The sequence below is a fragment of the Bacillus sp. SIMBA_008 genome, assembly GCF_046535495.1.
Lineage (GTDB): Bacteria > Bacillota > Bacilli > Bacillales > Bacillaceae > Bacillus > Bacillus subtilis.
In genome coordinates this window covers 807,326-827,604 of the sequence record NZ_JAWRWL010000001.1, presented here as the reverse complement: position 1 = coordinate 827,604, position 20,279 = coordinate 807,326, and the positions used below count along the sequence as shown (strand labels likewise).

Sequence of the window (20,279 nt, the reverse complement as noted above, 5' to 3'; positions counted from 1 at the left end):
CAATATAGCCAAAATATTGTTTATAAGGAAATGTAAGTGTTTTTATGAAGTGCTCCATAACTGTAACAAAACGTTCAAAATTTCAGCAGTGCGTTCATCCAATATTTTTCTTTTTAAAGAGTCATTTAAATGCTCTAATGGAACAGACGGTGTAACAATCATTTTGCCTAACGCCTCCTCAGCTCTCCAACTTTCGTCAGATGTGAGCAGGACAACATGCGGAAATTCCGTTATCAGCTCTTCCCGCAAATCCTTAAGCCCTTGAACGGTTATTTCATTTCTATCAACATATGTATAAGGCGGAAGTAAATATACCCGTCCCTTTAACTGCCTTTCAAGTTCTTCTGAGAGAAGCTGCGTAAACTCGCCTTTCTCCGCCGCCATTTTAAAATGGTTATTAACCCTTATGTTAATTAATGGTATGACAGCGGTATCAATGTAATCCTTAGCTTGTAAATAGTCCTTGGCATCAGTGATTCTCCACCTCATCGTTCTCCCCCTTTACGGCAACAAGCCTTGCAATTCACTGCAAGGCTGGTCATATTATGTGAGCTGATTTAATTGGCGCGATAATTGTTCAAATGCCTCTTTATCATGACGATCTAACGCCTCGTCAATGTCTTTTAATAATTTTTCTCTTTGGAATGTGGAAATAGCGTGCTCTAAAATCTGTTCCGCCAATCCCTGATCTTTTTTATTCTCAAAAAGGTTTTTCGGAATATGCGGGTTGGACTCCAGCACCGCCGCATATTCAGGTGAGCTGTAAGCCGAACGGAAATTAAGCTGGATAAACAAATCCTGCTGTTTATTTAATCTAATATCATGAAAAGATTTTTCCGCGTCGGTAGTCATGACATTCTCTTTATAGAACCGGAACGGAACTTCTTCAACACAATGTGTTGACATTATAATGCCTCTCGGGCAAAATTCAGCCTGCTCCACAAAATGAACCTTCTCCATGAGAGAATCATGGCTCATTAAGTAGTTCAAGATCCAAACGCACTCTCGGCGCTTTAACTGATAATGGTTTAAAAACCAACGGATAAAATCTTTTTTCTCATTGACAGAAACAGGGGTCTGCATGTAATTCCCTCCTCTATCGTTCGTATAATCTATATACTTATATGTTCCACATGAATGGTTAATATTCCTGCTTATCTAGAAAATTCATCCTCGATTCGCAAAATCGTTTCTTCAAGCTCTTCATTGGCTCCGTCCATTTCAAGAACCTTTTTCAAAAGCGGCAGCGCTTCTTTTTGAAGGCCTTCTTCTAATAGGAAGCTTGCGTATTCATATAAGAAATCTCTATCCTCCCGGTAATGAAGATAGGCAGCCTCAAAGGATTGTTTTGCTTCCTCGTATTGCTCTAATTCAGTATATGCGCTTGCAAGATACCAATTGTATTTAGGATCTTCTTCACCGTAGCTTCGAACCTCTTGAATAAGATCAATGATCTGATCATAATCCTCTTCTTTGTGATACACGGCAAGAAGTGTATGAAGCGCCTCGACAAAGCCCGGATCAAGCGCAAGCGCCTCCTGAAGCAGCTTTTTCCCCTCTTCTGACTTCCCGATTTTTAAGGCCATTTTGGCGGCATAAAGGAAAAGTTCTTTGTTATATTCATCATATCTGATCCCCTCTTTTGCCGTTTTTAATGCCTCTTCATACATTCCTTCAGCTTCATAGCTTTTCGAGAGCGGCATATAAAGTGAAGTATAAGATGGATCAAGCTCCTTTAAATCAGACAGCTGCTTAATAGCTGTTTTCACAAGCCCCGCCTGTAAGGCTGTAAAACCATAGCCGAAAATCGTATTAGGATCAGGATTCTCATCGACAGCTTTCTCATACCATGGAATGGCATCCTCAAATTCACCTGAGGCACTTAACGATTCTGCCAGTCTTTGATGGACATTAACGCCTCCGATCTCACTCTGCTCCTCAGCCGTTGTTTTAAAATATTGAACCGCTTTTGCATAGGCTCCCTGAGCAAAGTAAAGTTCTCCCAGTGCAAAATCAATAACAGGTTCATTGTCCAGAATGGACTTTGCCTGTAAAAGCTTTTGTTCACTGACTTCGAATAACCCCTGCATCTGATAAAGATCCGCCATAAGCAGCAAACTTTCCGGATATGATGGATCTGTTTCCGGAATAGTCTCCAGCACAGCGAGGGCTTTTTCTTCTTCGTCAATATCTATTAAAAGTTCAGCGTAGAAATTCGTCAGTTCTGTTTCATTTGGATATAAATCATGTAGATCACTAATCAGTGAAATTGCTTTTTCTACATCGCCCCACTCGTAATAAAGCTGGGCTGCAATGGCTTTATCTTCATCATGCAGCTGTTTTTCAGCCTTCGAGAGCGTGTTGAGGCCTTTTTCTGTTTCACCTGCTTCAACTAATTTTATGGCTTCTTGAATCAATGTATTCAAATCGGACCGGTCCTTTCTTTTCCTATACACAACATCAACCATACAAAAAAGCTTTATTTGTTCGGGTTAATCTTATCATAATTCAGACGAATGCCCCCGGCAAATAAGATGCTTCTGTACGGAAGGGAATTATTGAGTCTTATTAGTTTACCAAAAGATCTTGAGATAGAAAATGAAAAAAGGAAGATCGCCCTCTGTACAGTAAAGCAGCTCTTTGACCTGCCGGCTTGTAAGTAAAGCACATCCCCCCTTTTCGTTTTTCTATCCCCTCTATAAGACAAGCTATGTTTTTTCGCCTCGAATTATGATCTGCATAAAAAATCCTGAAGTAAAACTTCAGGATTTTTTCGAAAGCTTATTTAAATGCTCGAAGAAGGTTGGATAAGAAACGTGAATGGCATCCGTGTGCTCGATTTCAATCGGCTCCTCCGTTATACAGGAAGCAATACCAAGCATCATTCCGATTCGATGATCTCCGTGGCTGGACACTGCAGCGCCGCCTTTCAACGTTTGTTTGCCATAAACCTTCATTCCATCTGCTGTCGGTTCAATTTCAGCACCCAGCTTGCGAAGCTCAGAAACAACAGTATCAATACGGTTTGTTTCTTTCACTTTTAGCTCTGCCGCGTCCTTGATAACGGTCGTTCCTTTCGCCTGAGTCGCAAGAAGCGCGATGATAGGGATCTCATCAATTAAACGCGGAATGATATCTCCTCCGATTTCAACTGCCTTTAGAGATGACGTTTCTATAATCAAATCTCCATAAGGCTCTGCACCGCTATCAGCAGATGGTTTGATTTCAAGTTTTGCCCCCATGTTTTGAAGGACATCAATAATACCTGTCCGAGTCGGATTTAAACCTACGTTTTTCAATACAATTCTGCTGTTTGGAACCATCGCGCCAGCAGCAAGGAAAAACGCGGCTGAAGAAATGTCTCCAGGAACAAAAATATCAGCAGCTGTCAGTTTCTGGCCACCAGCAATGGAAACACTCGTTTGATCTTCAGAAAGCTTAACGCCAAAAGCAGAAAGCATCCGCTCAGTGTGGTCCCGAGATTTATGGGGCTCTGTTACAGTTGTTGTGCCCTCAGCCTGTAATCCGGCCAGCAAAACAGCAGATTTAATTTGCGCGCTTGCAACAGGTGATACATAATCAATTCCTTTTAATGAAGCGCCGCTCACTGACAGCGGTGTAAACTCTCCGCCGGCTCTGCCGTCGATTTTAGCCCCCATTTTTTTCAAAGGCTCAGTCACACGCTTCATTGGGCGCTTCGCAATGCTCTCATCTCCGGCTACCGCGCTGTAAAAAGGACGGCCCGCCAATATTCCGAGCATCAGGCGAATCGTTGTACCTGAATTTCCGACATCTAAAAGGCTTTCTGGCTCTTTCAGGGCATCGATTCCTTTTCCATGAATCACGACATCGCTGCCGCTTTGCTCAATGTGAACACCCATTTTTCTAAAGCAATCGATCGTGCTCAGACAATCTGCTCCCGGCAGAAAGTTTTTAACAGTTGTTGTGCCTGCCGCTAGCGCGCCAAACATAACAGAGCGGTGAGAAATGGATTTATCACCGGGAATATGTATTTCTCCATGTAAGGTCTGCACCTTTTCTCGTTTCATTTTTTCCACCTCAATCAGCATAAAAAGTTTCATATTCCGCCCGGGCTTCAATGCATTGTTCTGCCCTTTTGCGGTCGTCATCAGACTGAAAACTGATCCTTAAAATCCCGTTAATATCCTCTCGTGTTTCGATAATGCGGATATTCGTGATACTGATGCGCTCCGCAGCTAAGATCGCTGTTATCTCGGATATCACACCCGGATGATCGGGTACATCCACATATAAATCATAAAATGCAGGTATCGCTCCCTTCTGCCGAAGCGGCAACCCGTCGCGATAATCCTTGGCGGTTTTAAAATAACGAAATAGATTTTCCGCATCTTCTTGTTCTACATATGTACGGATCTTGTCAATTTCACGAATCCACTCATCAAAACGGTCTAAGATTTTATCTTTATTATGTAATAAAATATCCCGCCACATTGCCGGGCTGCTTGATGCAATCCTTGTAATATCTCTGAACCCGCCGGCAGCAAAACGCTTAACAAGCGGATACAGGTTTTCCGAATGATGGGTTTGGTGAACAAGACTAGCTGCTACAATATGCGGAAAATGACTGATTACACTTGTAACGCCATCATGCTCCTCCGGCGACATTTCCACAAAATGGGCATTCGTACCCTTCAGCAGATTTTTTAACTGTTCCACAGCTTGTTTGTCTGTTTTCTGGCCTGGGGTTAAAATATAAAATGCATTTTCAAACAGGAACTCCTTCGCAGCGGCCACTCCTGATTTATGTGAACCCGCCATCGGATGCCCTCCGACAAATTGATAGCGGCTAGGCAGCACTTGATCAGCGTAATCAACCACTTTTTGCTTTGTGCTTCCTACATCCGTAATCAAAAGCTCATGTTCAATTCCTGAATGAGCCAGCTCTTCAAGCATAACCAGTGTTTGTTCAACAGGTGTCGCAATGATTACTGTAGCTGCCTCTTTCGCACCGCTAATAAACGAATCAGCACGATCGTCTATCACGCCTAATTTTAATGCCGCTACCGCCTGTTCATCAGAGATATCGATTCCGATAATCCGTTTGCCGGGATGATTTTTTTTGATGGCTAGGGCAATCGAACCGCCTATCAATCCGAGACCGGCGAGCAATATTGTATCTTTCATTTGATTCATACGTCATCACCTGGTTTATAGACTAAAGAGGTGATATTCGATCACCTCTTATAAAATTTCAGCTAAAATGGCAAGTATTTCTTCATTTTGCTCTTTTGTTCCGATCGTAATCCGGAGTGATGTCGGGAAACCTAATGCATTTCCTGACCGGACGATATAGCCTTTTTCCAGCAGAGCCTGAAACAGTTCATCAGCAGGACGTTTAAAGTCAATTAACACAAAATTTGTCTGTGAAGGGTAGCACTTTAAACCATGAGTTTTCGCAAAATCATAATACTGCTGAAGGCCTGCATTATTTTGCTCGACACAGGAAGCAATAAACGCTTGATCATCAAGTGCTGCAATCGCCGCAGCCTGGCCCAGACGGCTGGTATTAAACGGCTCTCTCGCCGGCTCAATCTGGCGAATCAGACTCTCATCAGCAATTCCGTATCCGACTCTGAGCGCTGCCAGACCGTATGCCTTTGAAAATGTGCGCAAAATCATCAAATTGGAATACTTGCTTAAGAGCGGCACGGTTTCCGGGTAATCCTCTGCTGTTACATATTCATAATATGCTTCGTCAAGAACGACAAGGACACGAGAAGGAACGCGCTCCAGAAATGCGAGTAATTCTCCTTCAGATGTATAAGTGCCAGTCGGATTATTCGGGCTGCATATCCAAACGACTTGTGTCTGTTCGTCGATGGCTTCTAACATGGCGTCTAAATCATGTGAGCCGTCGGGACGAAGTGCAATTTCACGTACTTCAGCACCTTCAATGACCGCATTATGTTTATATTGCGGAAAAGTGGGGGCAGCAGTAACCGTGTTTGTTTTATCGTTTAAAAATGCCCGGCAGATGATCTGTATGATTTCATCAGAACCGTTGCCGAAAATAAGTGATGTTTCGCTGACATTGAGGTGCTTACTGAGCCTTGTCCGCAAAGCGGCGCTATACCCGTCCGGGTAAAGGGCTAGCTGTTGAATCTCATGATGAAGCGCCTCTTTTGCAGCCTCTGAACAGCCGTAAGGATTCTCGTTTGAAGCAAGCTTCACAACTTTATCCAAGCCATATTCTGATTTCACTGCTTCAATCGGCTTTCCAGGCTGATAAGGCTTCAGCTGTTTTAAATGTTCTTTGATACGCAAATCAGTCACCTCATTTTAAACTGTACAAGCCGCTAAACGCCATTGCATAATCCTCAAACTCCTGCAGCGCCTGATTTCTCGTTTCAGCGCTGATGAGCCGGTCCTTTAATTCTTCTATTTTTCTGACGAGCGCACTTCCCACTACGACACCGTCACTAATCTCATTCATCTTTATGACCTGTTCACGGTTTGATATACCGAACCCTACAGCAACCGGAACAGTGCTGAGATTCTTCACTGTCCGAATGAACGGGTACACGGATGAATTGAACTCATTGCGGACACCGGTCACACCCAGAGAAGACACACAGTAGACGAAGCCCTCGGCTTGTTCAATAATGGTTTTCAAACGGCTTTCGCTTGTCGGCGCAACCAAAGAAATATACGTCACCTCATGGCTTTTACATTCCTCTTGAAGGCTGTTGCTTTCTTCTAGTGGCAGATCCGGAACAAGCAGACCGTCAATATGATTTTCCCGCAGTAAAGCGAAAAAGTATTCTTTGTTCAATTGTAACACAGGATTATAATACGTAAAGAGGATAATCGGAATATTCACTCCGTTTTTTTTCATTTCTCCGCCTAATTCGATTGCCTTTACGATATTCATTCCTTGATCAAGTGCCCGCTTTGAAGCCCTCTGGATCACCGGACCGTCTGCAAGCGGGTCAGAGTATGCAACACCAAGCTCCAATGCAGTGGCGCCTGCTTTTTGGAGTGACTTCGCCAGTTCAATCGAAACCTCAGGAACTGGATCGCCCGCCGTAATAAACGGGATAAACAATTTTTCTGTTGGTTGAAGATCCAATTTAAACATGGGCTTTCACCTCTTCTTCCAATACATTCATTAATGTGTTGACATCCTTGTCTCCCCGTCCTGATAAACAGACGAGAATGAGTTGACCGCGATCCATTCCTTTGGCGAGTTTGAATGCTTTCGCTAACGCATGGGCAGATTCGATTGCCGGCAAAATCCCCTCTTTTTCTGACAAAAGCTTTAATGCATCCACCGCTTCTTCATCAGTGATACTGTCATAAGTGACACGGCCGCTCTTATGCAAGTATGCATGCTCCGGACCGATTCCAGGATAGTCGAGACCGGCTGAAATAGAGTAGGGCTCAATAATTTGCCCGAACTCATCCTGAATGAGATAAGTCAATGAACCGTGAATAACCCCTACGGTTCCTTTCGAAATAGTGGCGGCATGAAGAGGCGTATCAATTCCTTTTCCTGCTGCTTCAGCGCCGATCAGTTCAACATCTTCATTTAAAAATGCCTGAAACATACCCATCGCATTGCTTCCTCCGCCTACACATGCCACTACTTTATCAGGCAGAGTGCCTTCAATACGTTTCAACTGATCCTTCGCTTCCTCTCCGATCATTTTTTGAAATTCACGGACCACTTGCGGATAAGGATGCGGGCCGACAACTGATCCAATCATATAAAAGTGATCCTCACAATGCTGAACCCAGTACCGGATCGCCTCATTTGTGGCATCCTTCAATGTTCCGTTTCCGCTTGTTACAGGCACTACCTCCGCTCCAAGAAGCTTCATGCGGAAAACGTTCAGAGACTGGCGGGCAACATCCTCTTCACCCATAAACACAGTACAGGAAAAGCCGAATTTGGCTGCAACTGTTGCAGCGGCAACGCCATGCTGGCCGGCACCGGTTTCAGCAATGATTTTCGTTTTGCCCATTTTTTTAGCAAGCAGCGCTTGACCTAGCGCATTATTGATTTTATGAGAACCTGTATGGTTTAAATCTTCTCGTTTCAAATAGATTTTCGCGCCGCCTAAGTATTCAGTGGCTCGATCAGCGTATGTTAATGCAGTCGGCCGTCCGGAATAGTCCTTTAACAGCTTATAATACTCTTCACGAAAAGCGGGATCATCCTTGATTTGTTTAAATGCTGTTTCTATTTCATCTAACGGCTGCATGAGTGTTTCCGGAACAAACTTTCCGCCAAAATCACCGTATCTGCCTATTTCATTCGGATATGGATACATATCGGTTCATCCTTTCTTCTAAAAGACTCATCAGATTCTGATCTTTTTGTCCGTTTTTTTCAATTCCGCTGGCAAGGTCAATTCCTTCTGGCTGCCATTTCAATAGGCTGGTGATGCTATCCGGATTCACGCCGCCAGCGATAAAGCAGCGTTTACCAATAGCCGCCTGCTGATATTCCGGCACACATTCCCAAGAAAATGCAACACCAGTTCCGCCTCTAGACCCTTTTACAGATGAATCAATCACAAAGCCGTCAACATTATCTTTAAAGCGGGCTATTTCTTGAGTTGTGTTACCTTGATGGTGAAGCGCCTTCCATATTTCACAGCCTGTCAGCTTGCGAAGAGCAGCAGCATCCGCCGGTTTTTCATCACCGTGAAGCTGAATGACGTCGAGCTTCAAGCTCTTGGCAATACGTGACATCGTCTCTATTGATTCATTAACAAAAACACCTGCAACCTGTTTTTCGACACGAGCTTGGTTCAGCCATTTTTTCACATCTTGCGGAGATACTTTTCGTTTGCTTTCAGCAAAAATAAATCCTAGGTAATCAGCCTGTGATTCCGCCGCAAGCTGCAAATCCTTTAGTGACCGAATACCGCAATATTTTAATGCCGGTTTCTTCACAACCTCACTCCCCAAACAAAGCATGGATTGCTTTACGCTGAGAAGTTTGTCTAATCAATGATTCACCGATAAGTACAGCTCGCGCCCCATGTTCATTGACAAATGTTAAATGTTCTAAAGAACCGATTCCGCTTTCGCTGACAAGCAAGGATTCTTTCGGAACGAGAGATGCGATTTGTTCTGTCTGCTTTACAGATGTTTCAAACGTTTTTAGGTTTCGATTATTTACGCCGAGAATGTCGGGTGTGAACACTTTCAATATTTGTTCTAGCGTTGATGCATCATGAACCTCCACTAACACGTCCATCCCCTTTTCACCTGCTTCAAGATATAATTCATGAAGGTGTAAGGGATCAAGCACCTCGCCGATTAACAATATGGCATCCGCTCCGATTCTTCTTGATTCCTCTACTTGAAGAGAATCAATAATAAAATCTTTTCTAAGTACAGGAATCGAAACAGCACGCTTTACGTCTGATAAATAGCTGTTTTCCCCTTGAAAAAACGGGGTGTCTGTTAAAACGGAAATCGCATCTGCCTTCGCAGCCTCATAGTCTTTTGCAATCTGCACAGGCACAAAATTCTCTTTAATAAGCCCTTTTGACGGCGATGCTTTCTTCACTTCGGCAATCAACCCGATAAACCGATTCGGGCTTGCCAGCGCCTCCTTAAATGAACGTTTCTTGAAAGGCTGCTCTACCGGCAGAACCAGTGTTTTCACTTCTTCTTTCTTTTGTTTGATGATTTTTTCAAGCATAGATCTCTTCCTCTTTCTGCTTTAGTCGTTCAAGCTGCGCGGCAGCGCCTCCGCTTGTAATCGTCTCTAACGCCAGCTCCGTTCCTTCCTTCAGTGAGGCGGTAATTCCCGCCGTGTAAATCGCAGCTCCCGCATTAAAAGCCGTAATAGATAAAGCGGAACTGCTGCTTTTATTTTCAAAAATATTCTGAATGAGATAGGCGCTCTCTTTCGGTGACTGCACCTGTAAATCTTCAAGTCTGCCATTTGTGAAACCGAAATCTTCGGGTGAAACGGTATATTCCCGGCGCTCTCCGTCCTTTAATTCAATCACGTCGGTCGGTGCTGTAATTGAAAGCTCATCTAAACCGTCACGGCTTGATACAAACATGACGTGCTTCGGCTGAAACGTCTCCAGTGCGCTTGCCATCAGTCCAGCTTTTTCAACAGAATAGACCCCAATCACCTGACGCTTCGCCTGTAAAGGATTGCTGAGCGGCCCAAGCAGATTAAATACCGTTCTGAAACCTAGCTCTTTTCTAGTACCTGCTACATGTTTCATAGACGAATGGTAAAGCGGCGCAAAAAGAAATCCCATGTTGTTTGTTTCAATGCTGCTTTTGACCTTTTCGGGAGTGGTTTGAATAGAAACCTCTAGCTCCTCTAAAACATCAGCGCTTCCGCTTTTAGAAGAGACAGAGCGATTGCCATGCTTAGCGATTTTTGCGCCAGCTGCCGAGGCAACAATTGCCGAGGCCGTTGAGATATTAAAAGTGGAAATACCGTCTCCCCCTGTTCCGCATGTATCAACAATATCAGGAAGTCCATCGACTGTAAGAGTGTGTGCCCGCATTGCCTTCACAAAACCCGCAAGCTCTTCTGGCGTCTCCCCCCGATGAGCAAGAATAGACAATATACCACCCATTTCAGAAGGAGTCATTTCCGCTGCCATCATCATATTCATCAGCGTTTCAGCCTCACCGGCAGTAAGGGTTTTTCCGTCAACGCACAATTGTAGAAATCTGTTCATCAGCTTTATCCTCCTTGCTATGAAACATGTCTTCTGCAATATGAATCGTTTTCAGCAGCGCACCGGCTTTATTACAGCTTTCTTCGTATTCGGCTTCCGGAACAGAATCAGCAACAATGCCAGCACCTGCCTGTATCGATGCAACACCGTTCTTTACACTCATCGTGCGAATCGTAATACAAGAGTCGATATTCCCGTCAAACCCAATGTAGGCAATACACCCGCCGTATGTCTCTCTCGGTGTTGGCTCGAGCTCTTGCAAAAGCTGCATGGCACGGATTTTGGGTGCGCCTGTTAAAGTCCCCGCCGGGAAAGCAGACATCAGTGCATCGACAGGATGAACCCCTTTTTTCAATCGGCCTGTAACCACCGAGATAATGTGCATGACATGTGAAAAGGAAACAATTTTTGTGAACTCCGGCACAGAAACAGAACCATACTCTGCTACTCTGCCGATATCGTTTCGGGCAAGATCAACGAGCATGTAATGCTCCGCTTTTTCTTTTTCATCCTTCATGAGCTCAACCTTCAGTCTCTCATCTTCAGCTTTGTCTGCACCGCGTTTTCTCGTACCGGCAATTGGATGGATTTCCAAGTGTCCGTCTTGAACGTGGATTAACCGTTCCGGAGAGCTGCCGACTATTTCTCTGTCTAGCAGTTTCATATAATACATATACGGCGAAGGATTGACGATCCTAAGCACTCGGTATAACTCAAAAGCATCTGCTTTTATCGGCACCTCAAATTTTTGTGATAAAACACCCTGGAAGATATCTCCTGCTTTTATATAGCCCTTGATTTTTTCTACATCAGCCATAAAAGCCGATTTTTCATAATTAGAAGATACCGTCTCAAAGCTGGGTGTCTTGTATGAATCAGCAGAGAGAAACAGCTCTTTTATGTTTTTTTGGTCCATCATTTTTTCGATGAGATTTTGGAGCTCCAGATGATTTTGATGGAATACATCCATTTTTTCGTTTTCTGTTTCCTCTCCAGTGAGCCTTGCATATTGGATAAAGTGGACGTTTTTGGTTTCATGATCATACGCAATTAATGTCCGGCAAACAAACAGCATACACTTTTCCATGTCTGTTTCTTTTGTATGCGAAGGAACAGAAGGCTCAATCAGCGGGATCATATCATAGCTTAAGTACCCGACAGCTCCGCCGACAAAAGGAATACCAAGCTGAGGTGTTTTGATTTTGTATGTGGTATTCATCCAGTTCAGCACTTCTTTTAGTTCTTTTCCTCTGTAAAGAGATTTGCTGTCCTGATCAGCGGCCGAAAAACGGCCCTGCTCTTCTTTAATTGTGAGAAATGGATTCAGGCCGATAAACGAATATCTGGACCAAGTGGATGTATCGTCCTTGCTTTCAAGAAGATACGTAATCTCCCTGTCAAGCTTCTCTATCATTTGAATGGGTGTCAGTGTATCGACTGTGAAGGTCTCCACAATCGGTATCGTGTGGTGGGACAAGCTGTCCTCTAAAAATGCGGAAATGTTTGATTGGAAATTCATTGCTCTCACTCCTTATGGCAAGGAGAATGAGAAGATGGCATGAGAGGATAAAATACTATATAACAAATAAACCCAAAAGAAAGACTTCTTTTGGGTAGAATAAACATACATGTCTCAGCTCAACTAAACTCATTCTCTGCTACCCTATTCTCTAACTCAACTCATTCTAATCGCTTTATACACACTCTTGTGTATTTCTAAGCTATTCTTATCGTATTACAATTCAGTATTTTTTGTCAATGATAAATCGGGCCTCAATACGACGGCTTTTTCTAAATATACATGTCTGATCTGATCCTGAGGGACATCTGTCTGGACGGTCATCATGACTCTTATGCACTTTTTCAGACCGCCTGTTACGTCCATTTCCTGCATACATGTTACCGGTACATACTGCCATCCTGAAAGCTCACGAACAGCTTTTGCCGGGAAAACAGCGTGCAAATCAGGTGTAGCCGAAAGAAGCATTTGAACAACATCTTCCGGTTTTGTATGATTTTCTTCTATGATTTTCTCTAACAGCTGTTTTGTTTTTTGTAAAATTTCTTCTTCAGTATCCCGTTCAACTGTAGTTGCTCCGCGAATTCCGCGAATCATCATGATGTCTCCTCCAATCGCCATTTGTTCAGCCAGCTCTCAAGTTCATTTCTGGAAAATGTATGATCAGCAACTTTCCCTAATTCGTTGAGCACAATAAACTGAATCTTCCCGCCACGGGTTTTCTTATCATTCATCATACGGTCCAAGAGAACCGAAGTTTCCGTCTCTTTTCTGATTTGACTTGGATAACCCAGGCTTTTTAGCCAGCTGACCAAACGTTTTCTGTCCATTTCACAGCCTACAGTCTTTTCGCTTATATATAAAGCAAACTGCATTCCGAGGGCTACGGCATCACCGTGAGTGATCCGCCCGTATCCATATTCCGCCTCAACGGCATGACCGAGCGTATGCCCGAAGTTTAAGTAAGCTCTTATCCCCTCTTCTTTTTCATCCTGCTGAACGACAGACGCTTTAATTGAAATGCCTTTAAAAATCATGTCATTCAGCTGATCATTAGTGATATCACGCAGTGAGTGGATATTCAGCAGCTCCTCCAGAAACGCTCTGTCATAGATAAAAGCGTGTTTTATCACTTCTGCCATTCCGGACCGAAGCTCTTTTTCAGGCAGAGAACGCAGGAAATCTGTATCATAGAGCACGGCTTTCGGCTGATAAAACGCACCGATTAGATTTTTTCCAAGCGGATGGTTCACGGCTACTTTTCCTCCGACTGCACTGTCATGCGCCAAGAGCGTCGTAGGCATTTGGATGAAATCAATGCCGCGCATAAAAGTGGCAGCCACAAAACCGGCAAGATCTCCTACAACACCGCCTCCAAAAGCGATGATGCATGAGGAGCGATCCATATGAAATCGAATCGCTTCACTCTGCAATTTTGTGTACATGTCCATGGATTTTGCCTGCTCTCCACTCGGTACCGTCACTTTTTTCACAGGCCATTTTTCTTGCAGCAAATGGAGCATTTCATCACCATACAGGCGGTCCACTTCTTCATCCGTAACAAGCATAATCCTTGTTAAAGCCCTGTTTAAAGAGGTTAATAGTTCGCAAGCCTTTTTTCTGATACCTTGTCCGATAAAAACAGGATATGACGAGGAAGCAGTTTGAACATGCAGTGTCTTCATTAAAATTCCCTCGACAGTTTTCTCATATTCTCCACATTTTCTCTAATGCGGTCAATTTGATCTAATCCGAATTGTTCAACGACTGCGTTCGCAATTTCCCAAGCGACAGCCGCTTCAGCGACTACACTTGCCGCAGGAACAGCACAGCTGTCTGAACGTTCAATGCTGGCAGAAAACGGTTCTTTCGTTTCAATATCGACACTTTTCAGCGGTTTATACAAAGTCGGAATCGGCTTCATGACTCCGCGGACAACAATCGGCATCCCTGTCGTCATGCCGCCTTCCAGTCCGCCAAGTCTGTTAGTAGCACGGGTGTATCCTTTTTCCTTGTCCCAAATGATCTCGTCATGGACTTCGCTTCCATTTCGGCCTGCCGCCTCAAATCCGATCCCGAATTCCACACCTTTAAATGCATTAATTGACAGTACAGCGGCAGCAAGCTTGCTATCCAGCTTGCGGTCATAATGGACATAGCTGCCCACGCCTACCGGCATTCCCTCGACAATGACTTCTACTATTCCGCCGATGGAATCTCCGTTTGCCTTTGCTTCATCAATGGCAGCCATCATTTTTTTGCCTGCCTCTTCATCGTAGCATCTGACAGGAGACTCTTCCGTTACGCGCTGCAGGTCTTCAATTGACGTATATTCTGTTTTTTCAGCTTTAACAGCGCCAATTTGCAACACGTGGCCCGCCACCTTAATGCCAAGCTCAGAAAGAATCTTTTTAGCTACAGCCCCTGCCGCCACTCTGACAGTTGTTTCCCTTGCTGAAGAACGCTCAAGCACATTTCTCATATCACGATGATTATATTTAATTGCACCGTTTAAGTCAGCGTGCCCAGGTCTAGGTCTGGAAATCTGGCGCTTCATTTCCTTTTCTTCATCTTCTGTAATTGGAGCGGCGCCCATGATTTTTGTCCAATGCTTCCAATCGTTATTTTCAACTACGAGAGCAATTGGTGAACCGAGTGTACGTGCATGGCGCACCCCGCTCATAATTTTGGCCTGGTCTTTTTCGATCTGCATGCGGCGGCCGCGGCCGTGTCCTTTTTGGCGTCTGGCAAGCTCAAAATTGATATCTTCCTCCGTTATGTAAAGCCCGGCAGGTACACCCTCAATAATGGTTGTCAGTTGGGGGCCGTGTGATTCTCCGGCTGTTAAATATCTCATGACTTCTTCTCCCTTCATCGCATTAACGCTTTTAAGTAAGACTACTATAACATATTTTTCAGCAAAAAGTCAGTCTATCTTTTTTGATAAAAGAATGTATCGGCTGGGACTAGGCCAAATTTCTCGGGGTTGAAGATTTGCTCGGTGCTGCCGACAAAAAGAACTCCATTCTTCTTCAAGCTATGTGCCATTTTTAAATACAGCTCTTCCTTCGCGCTTTCTGTAAAATAAATAAATACATTGCGGCACACGATTAAGTCAAAGTCTTGTTCATAACGATCCGCCAGCAAATTGTGCTTTTTGAATGTAATATTCTTTTTGATTTCCGATTTCACTTCATAACTTCTATTTGCGTTTTGCGTAAAATAACGATCTTTCACAGATAGCGGCACTTCCTGTAAAGACCGCTCCTGATAAACGCCTTTTTTAGCTTTTTCCAATGCTTTTTCATCAATATCCGTCGCCAAAATCTGATAGCCCGGAAGCCCTTTTTGCTGGTCCAAAAGCATGGCAAGCGTGTATGGCTCCTCCCCCGTTGAGCAGGCGGCACTCCAAATTTTTAAAGGCCTAGAGGTCTTGATTAACGGCAGAATTGCAGTCTCAAGAACTTCCCATCTTTTATAATTACGATAAAATTCTGAAACATTGATCGTCATTCTGTCCAATGTTTCATTTAAGAGAGCTTGATCCTTTTCCAATGCCGCAGCAAAGTCCTTAAAGCTTTGGAACCCCTTTTTCTCATAGAGTGACGTTAGCCTTCTCTTCATTTGTGCTTCTTTATATAGTGTCAAATCGACTCCGGTTAATTGTTTCCATTTCGTTGTAAATACGCTGTATGTATCCATCTCTACTCTCCCAGTCTCGCTGTCTTTTTGTCCTAGTATAGCTTGTTTTATCAGGAAATTGTATTGTTTCAATAAAAAAATCAGCTTTTCAGCTGATTTTAGATCGTTGGGAAAGGCAGAGGTCTGATGCACACTGCCAATCAACACTTTATTCACTTTAATGTAAACCTTTACAAAACAGATCAAAAACCGGCGGCGTTATATGATGCCGGCTCTGTTGCTTATTTTCACAATGATTAATAGATCCAGCCTGCCATAAGTTGCTGATATGATACTAATTCTTCATTCTTAAAGAAAATGTTAATCTCGCGTTCTGCACTTTCGAGAGAATCAGAGCCGTGGATGATGTTTTTTCCGACAAACATGCCATAATCCCCACGAATCGTACCAGGTAAAGCTTCTTTAGGGTTTGTCTTCCCGATCAGCTGTCTCGTCACTTCAATGACATTTTCGCCTTCCCACACCATTGCGAATACAGGTCCTGAAGTAATAAACTCAACGAGCTCTCCGAAGAAAGGCTTACCTTGATGTTCGGCGTAGTGTTTCTCAGCCATTTGTTCAGTCACTCTCATTAACTTGGCGCCAGCTAATTGTAAGCCCTTACGTTCGAATCTAGATAAAATGTCCCCAATGAGCTGACGTTGGACACCGTCTGGTTTCACCATGATAAAAGTCTTTTCCATCATATTCTCCACCCCATCATTATGTATGTATAGGCTTTCACACTGCACACCGAAATCGTAACATCTTTCTGATAATTAATCAATCCGGGGCGGAGAAATTTCTTAATATCTACAAAAATTAAAATTTTCTTTTACCGATATATTTTGCGATGGCTGCAAGAGACGAGCGTGCGCGCCCTCGAGGAAGCGTGTTTAATTTCTGAAAAGCTTTCTGCAGATACATTTCGCTTACTGCCATAGATGCTTCAATTGCATCTGTTTTTTTGATTTCTTCAATGATTGGTTCAAGTTGTTCCTGCGTTGTCTCACTGTTAATCAATTTAAGCTGGTTTTTTAATGCAGGATTTTTCAGGGCATACAGCACTGGCAATGTGACGTTTCCTTGAAGCAAATCTCCTCCAACGGGTTTACCCAGTTCTTCTTCAGTTGAAGTAAAATCAAGAATATCATCAATAATCTGATAAGACATGCCGACGTAATACCCAAACCAGTACAATGCCTTATGAATCTTCTCATCAGCTCCAGACGCAATGGCACCAAGCTGGCAGCTGACCGCGATCAAGAGAGCCGTTTTTCTTTTGATACGGCGGAGATACGTTCTGAGATTTTGTTCCATGTTGTATTTGTCTTTGATCTGCTCAATTTCCCCTAGACAAACTTCAACGATCGTCTGTGACAAAATCCTATGGGCTTTCGGTTCGTTAATTCTCGTCATCATTTCAAGAGATCCCGCAAGCATATAATCGCCTGTGTACATCGCAATACGATTGTCCCACTTTGCTTTGATTGTCGGTTTTCCTCGGCGAAGCTCCGCATCATCAATGACATCATCATGGACCAAAGATGCCATGTGAATCATTTCCAGAGTGACGGCGACATATTTAATCTTATTAATATCGTAATCGCCAAACATGCCGGAAAGCAGCACGAAAACAGGCCGAATACGTTTCCCTCCGGCCTGCAGCAGGTGAAGACCTGCCTCGCTTAAAAGCGGGTAATCGGAACGTACGGTTTGTTCAAGTTCTCTTTCGATTACATCAATATCGTCATTTAAAAAAGAGTAGGCCATTTTAAATTTCATATCATTCACCCAAACATCTGTGTTTTCATTTCCATCCGATATGCGTGGCAGCGACTCCGCCAGTAAACGAATGATATTTAACATTTTTCAGGCCCGCCTCTTCAAACAGGCCTGCCAGTTCCTTCATTCCAGGGAAATCTCTGGCTGATTCTTGAAGCCAAGAATATTCTTTATAGCTCTTCGCAAACAGTTTCCCGAAAAACGGCATAATATACTTAAAGTACATAAAGTAAGCCTGTCTGAATCCGAACATTTCCGGCTGGGACGTTTCCAGACATACCACCTGCCCACCCGGCTTCACTACACGTCTCATCTCTTTCAGTACAGTCAAGTAATCAGGGACATTTCGGAGTCCGAAGCCAATGGTGACATAATCAAATGTATCATCATCAAAAGGAAGCTCCATCGCATTTCCGTGCAGCAGTTCAATTTGGCTGAATCCGCCGTCTTTTACTTTCTGCTCGCCGACACTCAGCATATTTTCACTGAAATCCAAGCCCTTGATCTCGCCGCTTTTGCCGGCCGCTTTTGCAAGAGCGATCGTCCAGTCAGCCGTTCCGCAGCAGACATCAAGTGCTTTTGCGCCTTCTTTTACATTCATGATGCGCATCGTTTTATCGCGCCATTTTTTATGCTGCTGAAAACTGATGACAGAGTTCATTTGGTCATAGTTTTTATATATTTTTTCAAATACTCCGTGTACGCGCTGTTCTTTTGAGTCCTGCATAATGGTTTACCCTTCTTCCACTTTCTGATGATAGGTTTGATCTTGGCTGATTGTCTTCAGACGGTTTATTAAAATGTTCTGAATAGGTGAATTTAGAGGCAGAAGTGACTCAATGCTGTTTTTCGCTTTTTTAAAACAATCTTCTAATATCTCTTCTTTTGTTTTTCCCAGCTGTATAAAACTGCCGATCACATCCAGAAATGCATCATTTCCGTTCATAAGCCGCTTAAATACAAAAAAATCACTCGACAGCTTTTTCCAGCGCGGGAGGTTGAAGTGTTCCGCCACACGATGGAATAAAGCTGATTCAACGATGCCGACACTTTCGAAAAAATCGTTTTCGTCCTTGAAAGAACGGTCATATAGACGAATTTTATGTTCGTTGATTTCTTTAATGGCTGTAGCAAGCGTCCGAATCATGTAGATATCCTTCATTTCAGATAGTAAAGAGTAGTACAGCCCGCTGAAATAATCGCCCGCGAGAACAGTCAATTGGCGGTTTTTGTTTTCGTCTCGTTTTATGACTCTAGCTGTCGTCACTTCATCATGGGTATCAAGGGCGCTTTGTACAAGCATCGCTGTTACAATATAATTTTCTCTGTCGTTGTTTTTTATGTCAGCTTCTTCAAATAAAGCATGAAAAAGAAGAAGCTTATCCTCATCAATTTTCGGCGCAGAAATATGCTTCGCTAAATAAGGATGAGACAGCTTTTGTTTTAATTTCGTGTTCAGATTGGCTAAAGTTCCGTAGATGTCTTGCAAAAATATCACCCTTGTCCCCAAATTCACATTTATTTCTTAATCTATGTATGAGTTTTATCTTTTCATTCGCTTACGCAGGTATCATTATAGCATAAAAAAAAGAAATTGGCTGTATCCTCCCGCTGTTTGCGAGCATTTGCTTTTAACAGCGGGGACAGCCAGCTTATTTTTTTTCGCTTTTCATTTCTCCGTACGCGGTTTGAATCAGTGCCTCTCCTCTGACTTTAATGGCAGAAGTATGCTCTGTAAACTGAGCGATGATCACTTCTCCCTTGTCGAGTTTTTCGGAATGGTGAAACTTTGTGTCTGTTCCTCTTGTCAGGCCGATCACATTCACTCCGTCCTCAACGGCTTTAATGACGACAAAATCACTTGAATGCTTTTGGTTCATTTATAGCACCCTCTATCTTTATTAGTCCTGGCGTTTAATATGTTCCAATACTTCTGCACGGGCAGCGGCATCATCTTTAAAAACGCCTCTGACTGCTGAAGTCACAGTTTTCGCACCCGGTTTTCTTACACCGCGCATCGTCATGCACATGTGTTCCGCTTCAACCACTACCATTACGCCATGCGGATCAAGCGTTTCTACGATGCTTTCTGCAATTGTAGAAGTGATGCGTTCCTGAAGCTGCGGGCGCTTTGCAACGGCTTCAACGGCACGTGCCAGTTTGCTGAGTCCTGTGACCTTTCCGCCTCGCGGGATATATGCAACATGTGCTTTTCCATAAAAGGGAACAAGGTGATGCTCACACATAGAATGAAACGCGATATCTTTTACAAGAACAAGCTCCTCATGGTTTTCACCGAAGATAGTCTGGAAATGTTCTTTTGGATCTTCATTCAAGCCGGAGAATACTTCGGCATACATCTTTGCGACTCTTTTCGGAGTATCAAGAAGCCCTTCTCTATTCGGGTCTTCTCCGATCGCTTCTAAAATTTGACGAACAGCTTGTTCGATTTGCTCTTTATTAACTTCTTTCATGTTCTATGTCCTCCACCAATGAATACATTTAATTTCGATTCTAGCACATATGCCCCGCTAAAAGCAAAGTGAATGCCCTGTCAGGAAGCCCATGTTCTTGAAATATGAAAA

At 43.4% G+C, this 20,279-nt stretch carries 22 protein-coding genes; all 22 read right to left on the bottom strand.

All coding sequences use genetic code 11. The features are described from left to right. Positions 1–42: 42 nt before the first annotated feature. On the bottom strand, positions 43–489 hold the full coding sequence (locus tag SB658_RS04520) for a YpiF family protein (RefSeq protein ID WP_029726774.1): 447 nt from the start codon (positions 487–489) through the stop codon (positions 43–45). A gap of 54 nt (positions 490–543) precedes the next feature. Beyond that, positions 544–1,083, bottom strand: a complete 540-nt coding sequence (locus SB658_RS04515; protein WP_015251820.1) for a ReoY family proteolytic degradation factor — start codon at positions 1,081–1,083, stop codon at positions 544–546. A gap of 71 nt (positions 1,084–1,154) precedes the next feature. After that, entirely contained in the window at positions 1,155–2,426 is a 1,272-nt protein-coding gene (locus SB658_RS04510) for a tetratricopeptide repeat protein (protein WP_021481536.1), read from the bottom strand. A gap of 336 nt (positions 2,427–2,762) precedes the next feature. Next, positions 2,763–4,049, bottom strand: coding sequence for a 3-phosphoshikimate 1-carboxyvinyltransferase (gene aroA / locus SB658_RS04505; protein ID WP_029726773.1), 1,287 nt, complete (start codon positions 4,047–4,049; stop codon positions 2,763–2,765). 10 nt (positions 4,050–4,059) lie between these two features. Then, a complete protein-coding gene (locus SB658_RS04500; protein ID WP_014480118.1) occupies positions 4,060–5,175 on the bottom strand; it encodes a prephenate dehydrogenase in 1,116 nt (371 codons plus the stop codon). Positions 5,176–5,223: 48 nt separating this feature from the next. After that, positions 5,224–6,306: a histidinol-phosphate transaminase gene (gene hisC / locus SB658_RS04495; protein ID WP_015714167.1), complete on the bottom strand. Its 1,083-nt coding sequence runs from the start codon at positions 6,304–6,306 to the stop codon at positions 5,224–5,226. 10 nt (positions 6,307–6,316) lie between these two features. Then, positions 6,317–7,120, bottom strand: a complete 804-nt coding sequence (trpA, locus tag SB658_RS04490; protein WP_029317986.1) for a tryptophan synthase subunit alpha — start codon at positions 7,118–7,120, stop codon at positions 6,317–6,319. Next, positions 7,113–8,315 (bottom strand): tryptophan synthase subunit beta, encoded by a 1,203-nt coding sequence (gene trpB / locus SB658_RS04485; protein ID WP_029726772.1) that lies wholly within the window; start codon positions 8,313–8,315, stop codon positions 7,113–7,115. Before trpB ends, trpA begins: the two co-directional genes overlap by 8 nt. After that, on the bottom strand, positions 8,296–8,943 hold the full coding sequence (locus SB658_RS04480; RefSeq protein ID WP_015714169.1) for a phosphoribosylanthranilate isomerase: 648 nt from the start codon (positions 8,941–8,943) through the stop codon (positions 8,296–8,298). Before SB658_RS04480 ends, trpB begins: the two co-directional genes overlap by 20 nt. Before the next feature lie 4 nt (positions 8,944–8,947). Continuing rightward, positions 8,948–9,700: an indole-3-glycerol phosphate synthase TrpC gene (trpC, locus tag SB658_RS04475; protein WP_029726771.1), complete on the bottom strand. Its 753-nt coding sequence runs from the start codon at positions 9,698–9,700 to the stop codon at positions 8,948–8,950. Continuing rightward, the gene (gene trpD, locus SB658_RS04470) at positions 9,693–10,709 is read right to left on the bottom strand and encodes an anthranilate phosphoribosyltransferase (protein WP_029726770.1); all 1,017 of its coding nucleotides are present in this window, start codon (positions 10,707–10,709) and stop codon (positions 9,693–9,695) included. Before trpD ends, trpC begins: the two co-directional genes overlap by 8 nt. Further along, the gene (gene trpE / locus SB658_RS04465) at positions 10,681–12,228 is read right to left on the bottom strand and encodes an anthranilate synthase component I (RefSeq protein WP_029726769.1); all 1,548 of its coding nucleotides are present in this window, start codon (positions 12,226–12,228) and stop codon (positions 10,681–10,683) included. The genes trpD and trpE overlap by 29 nt, the downstream gene beginning before the upstream one ends. A 216-nt stretch (positions 12,229–12,444) precedes the next feature. Next, positions 12,445–12,828, bottom strand: coding sequence for a chorismate mutase (gene aroH / locus SB658_RS04460; protein ID WP_004398675.1), 384 nt, complete (start codon positions 12,826–12,828; stop codon positions 12,445–12,447). Continuing rightward, positions 12,825–13,913: a 3-dehydroquinate synthase gene (gene aroB / locus SB658_RS04455; RefSeq protein WP_029726768.1), complete on the bottom strand. Its 1,089-nt coding sequence runs from the start codon at positions 13,911–13,913 to the stop codon at positions 12,825–12,827. Before aroB ends, aroH begins: the two co-directional genes overlap by 4 nt. Continuing rightward, the gene (gene aroC / locus SB658_RS04450; RefSeq protein ID WP_029726767.1) at positions 13,913–15,085 is read right to left on the bottom strand and encodes a chorismate synthase; all 1,173 of its coding nucleotides are present in this window, start codon (positions 15,083–15,085) and stop codon (positions 13,913–13,915) included. Before aroC ends, aroB begins: the two co-directional genes overlap by 1 nt. 74 nt (positions 15,086–15,159) lie before the next feature. Beyond that, a complete protein-coding gene (gene cheR, locus SB658_RS04445; protein ID WP_029726766.1) occupies positions 15,160–15,930 on the bottom strand; it encodes a protein-glutamate O-methyltransferase CheR in 771 nt (256 codons plus the stop codon). A 236-nt stretch (positions 15,931–16,166) separates the two neighbouring features. After that, positions 16,167–16,616, bottom strand: a complete 450-nt coding sequence (gene ndk, locus SB658_RS04440) for a nucleoside-diphosphate kinase (protein ID WP_010886554.1) — start codon at positions 16,614–16,616, stop codon at positions 16,167–16,169. Positions 16,617–16,731: 115 nt separating this feature from the next. Continuing rightward, positions 16,732–17,694: a heptaprenyl diphosphate synthase component II gene (hepT, locus tag SB658_RS04435; RefSeq protein WP_003246013.1), complete on the bottom strand. Its 963-nt coding sequence runs from the start codon at positions 17,692–17,694 to the stop codon at positions 16,732–16,734. A gap of 25 nt (positions 17,695–17,719) precedes the next feature. Continuing rightward, positions 17,720–18,421, bottom strand: a complete 702-nt coding sequence (gene menG, locus SB658_RS04430; protein WP_003230580.1) for a demethylmenaquinone methyltransferase — start codon at positions 18,419–18,421, stop codon at positions 17,720–17,722. 6 nt (positions 18,422–18,427) lie between these two features. Continuing rightward, positions 18,428–19,183, bottom strand: a complete 756-nt coding sequence (gene hepS, locus SB658_RS04425) for a heptaprenyl diphosphate synthase component 1 (protein ID WP_004398550.1) — start codon at positions 19,181–19,183, stop codon at positions 18,428–18,430. Positions 19,184–19,346: 163 nt separating this feature from the next. Beyond that, positions 19,347–19,574: a trp RNA-binding attenuation protein MtrB gene (gene mtrB, locus SB658_RS04420; RefSeq protein ID WP_003230576.1), complete on the bottom strand. Its 228-nt coding sequence runs from the start codon at positions 19,572–19,574 to the stop codon at positions 19,347–19,349. Between the two features lie 21 nt (positions 19,575–19,595). Next, entirely contained in the window at positions 19,596–20,168 is a 573-nt protein-coding gene (folE, locus tag SB658_RS04415) for a GTP cyclohydrolase I FolE (RefSeq protein ID WP_003225516.1), read from the bottom strand. Positions 20,169–20,279 lie beyond the last annotated feature (111 nt).

Bases quoted from the DNA above. Each gene is read 5' to 3' on its own strand.
- ndk (WP_010886554.1), bottom strand. From the start codon at position 16,616: ATGATGGAAAAGACTTTTATCATGGTGAAACCAGACGGTGTCCAACGT.
- mtrB (WP_003230576.1), bottom strand. From the start codon at position 19,574: ATGAACCAAAAGCATTCAAGTGATTTTGTCGTCATTAAAGCCGTTGAG.
- trpC (WP_029726771.1), bottom strand. From the start codon at position 9,700: ATGCTTGAAAAAATCATCAAACAAAAGAAAGAAGAAGTGAAAACACTG.
- trpA (WP_029317986.1), bottom strand. From the start codon at position 7,120: ATGTTTAAATTGGATCTTCAACCAACAGAAAAATTGTTTATCCCGTTT.
- aroA (WP_029726773.1), bottom strand. From the start codon at position 4,049: ATGAAACGAGAAAAGGTGCAGACCTTACATGGAGAAATACATATTCCC.
- SB658_RS04515 (WP_015251820.1), bottom strand. From the start codon at position 1,083: ATGCAGACCCCTGTTTCTGTCAATGAGAAAAAAGATTTTATCCGTTGG.
- hepT (WP_003246013.1), bottom strand. From the start codon at position 17,694: ATGAAATTTAAAATGGCCTACTCTTTTTTAAATGACGATATTGATGTA.
- folE (WP_003225516.1), bottom strand. From the start codon at position 20,168: ATGAAAGAAGTTAATAAAGAGCAAATCGAACAAGCTGTTCGTCAAATT.
- cheR (WP_029726766.1), bottom strand. From the start codon at position 15,930: ATGGATACATACAGCGTATTTACAACGAAATGGAAACAATTAACCGGA.
- trpD (WP_029726770.1), bottom strand. From the start codon at position 10,709: ATGAACAGATTTCTACAATTGTGCGTTGACGGAAAAACCCTTACTGCC.
- trpE (WP_029726769.1), bottom strand. From the start codon at position 12,228: ATGAATTTCCAATCAAACATTTCCGCATTTTTAGAGGACAGCTTGTCC.
- aroC (WP_029726767.1), bottom strand. From the start codon at position 15,085: ATGAGATATTTAACAGCCGGAGAATCACACGGCCCCCAACTGACAACC.
- SB658_RS04520 (WP_029726774.1), bottom strand. From the start codon at position 489: ATGAGGTGGAGAATCACTGATGCCAAGGACTATTTACAAGCTAAGGAT.
- SB658_RS04500 (WP_014480118.1), bottom strand. From the start codon at position 5,175: ATGAATCAAATGAAAGATACAATATTGCTCGCCGGTCTCGGATTGATA.
- aroH (WP_004398675.1), bottom strand. From the start codon at position 12,828: ATGATGATTCGCGGAATTCGCGGAGCAACTACAGTTGAACGGGATACT.
- aroB (WP_029726768.1), bottom strand. From the start codon at position 13,913: ATGAAGACACTGCATGTTCAAACTGCTTCCTCGTCATATCCTGTTTTT.
- trpB (WP_029726772.1), bottom strand. From the start codon at position 8,315: ATGTATCCATATCCGAATGAAATAGGCAGATACGGTGATTTTGGCGGA.
- menG (WP_003230580.1), bottom strand. From the start codon at position 18,421: ATGCAGGACTCAAAAGAACAGCGCGTACACGGAGTATTTGAAAAAATA.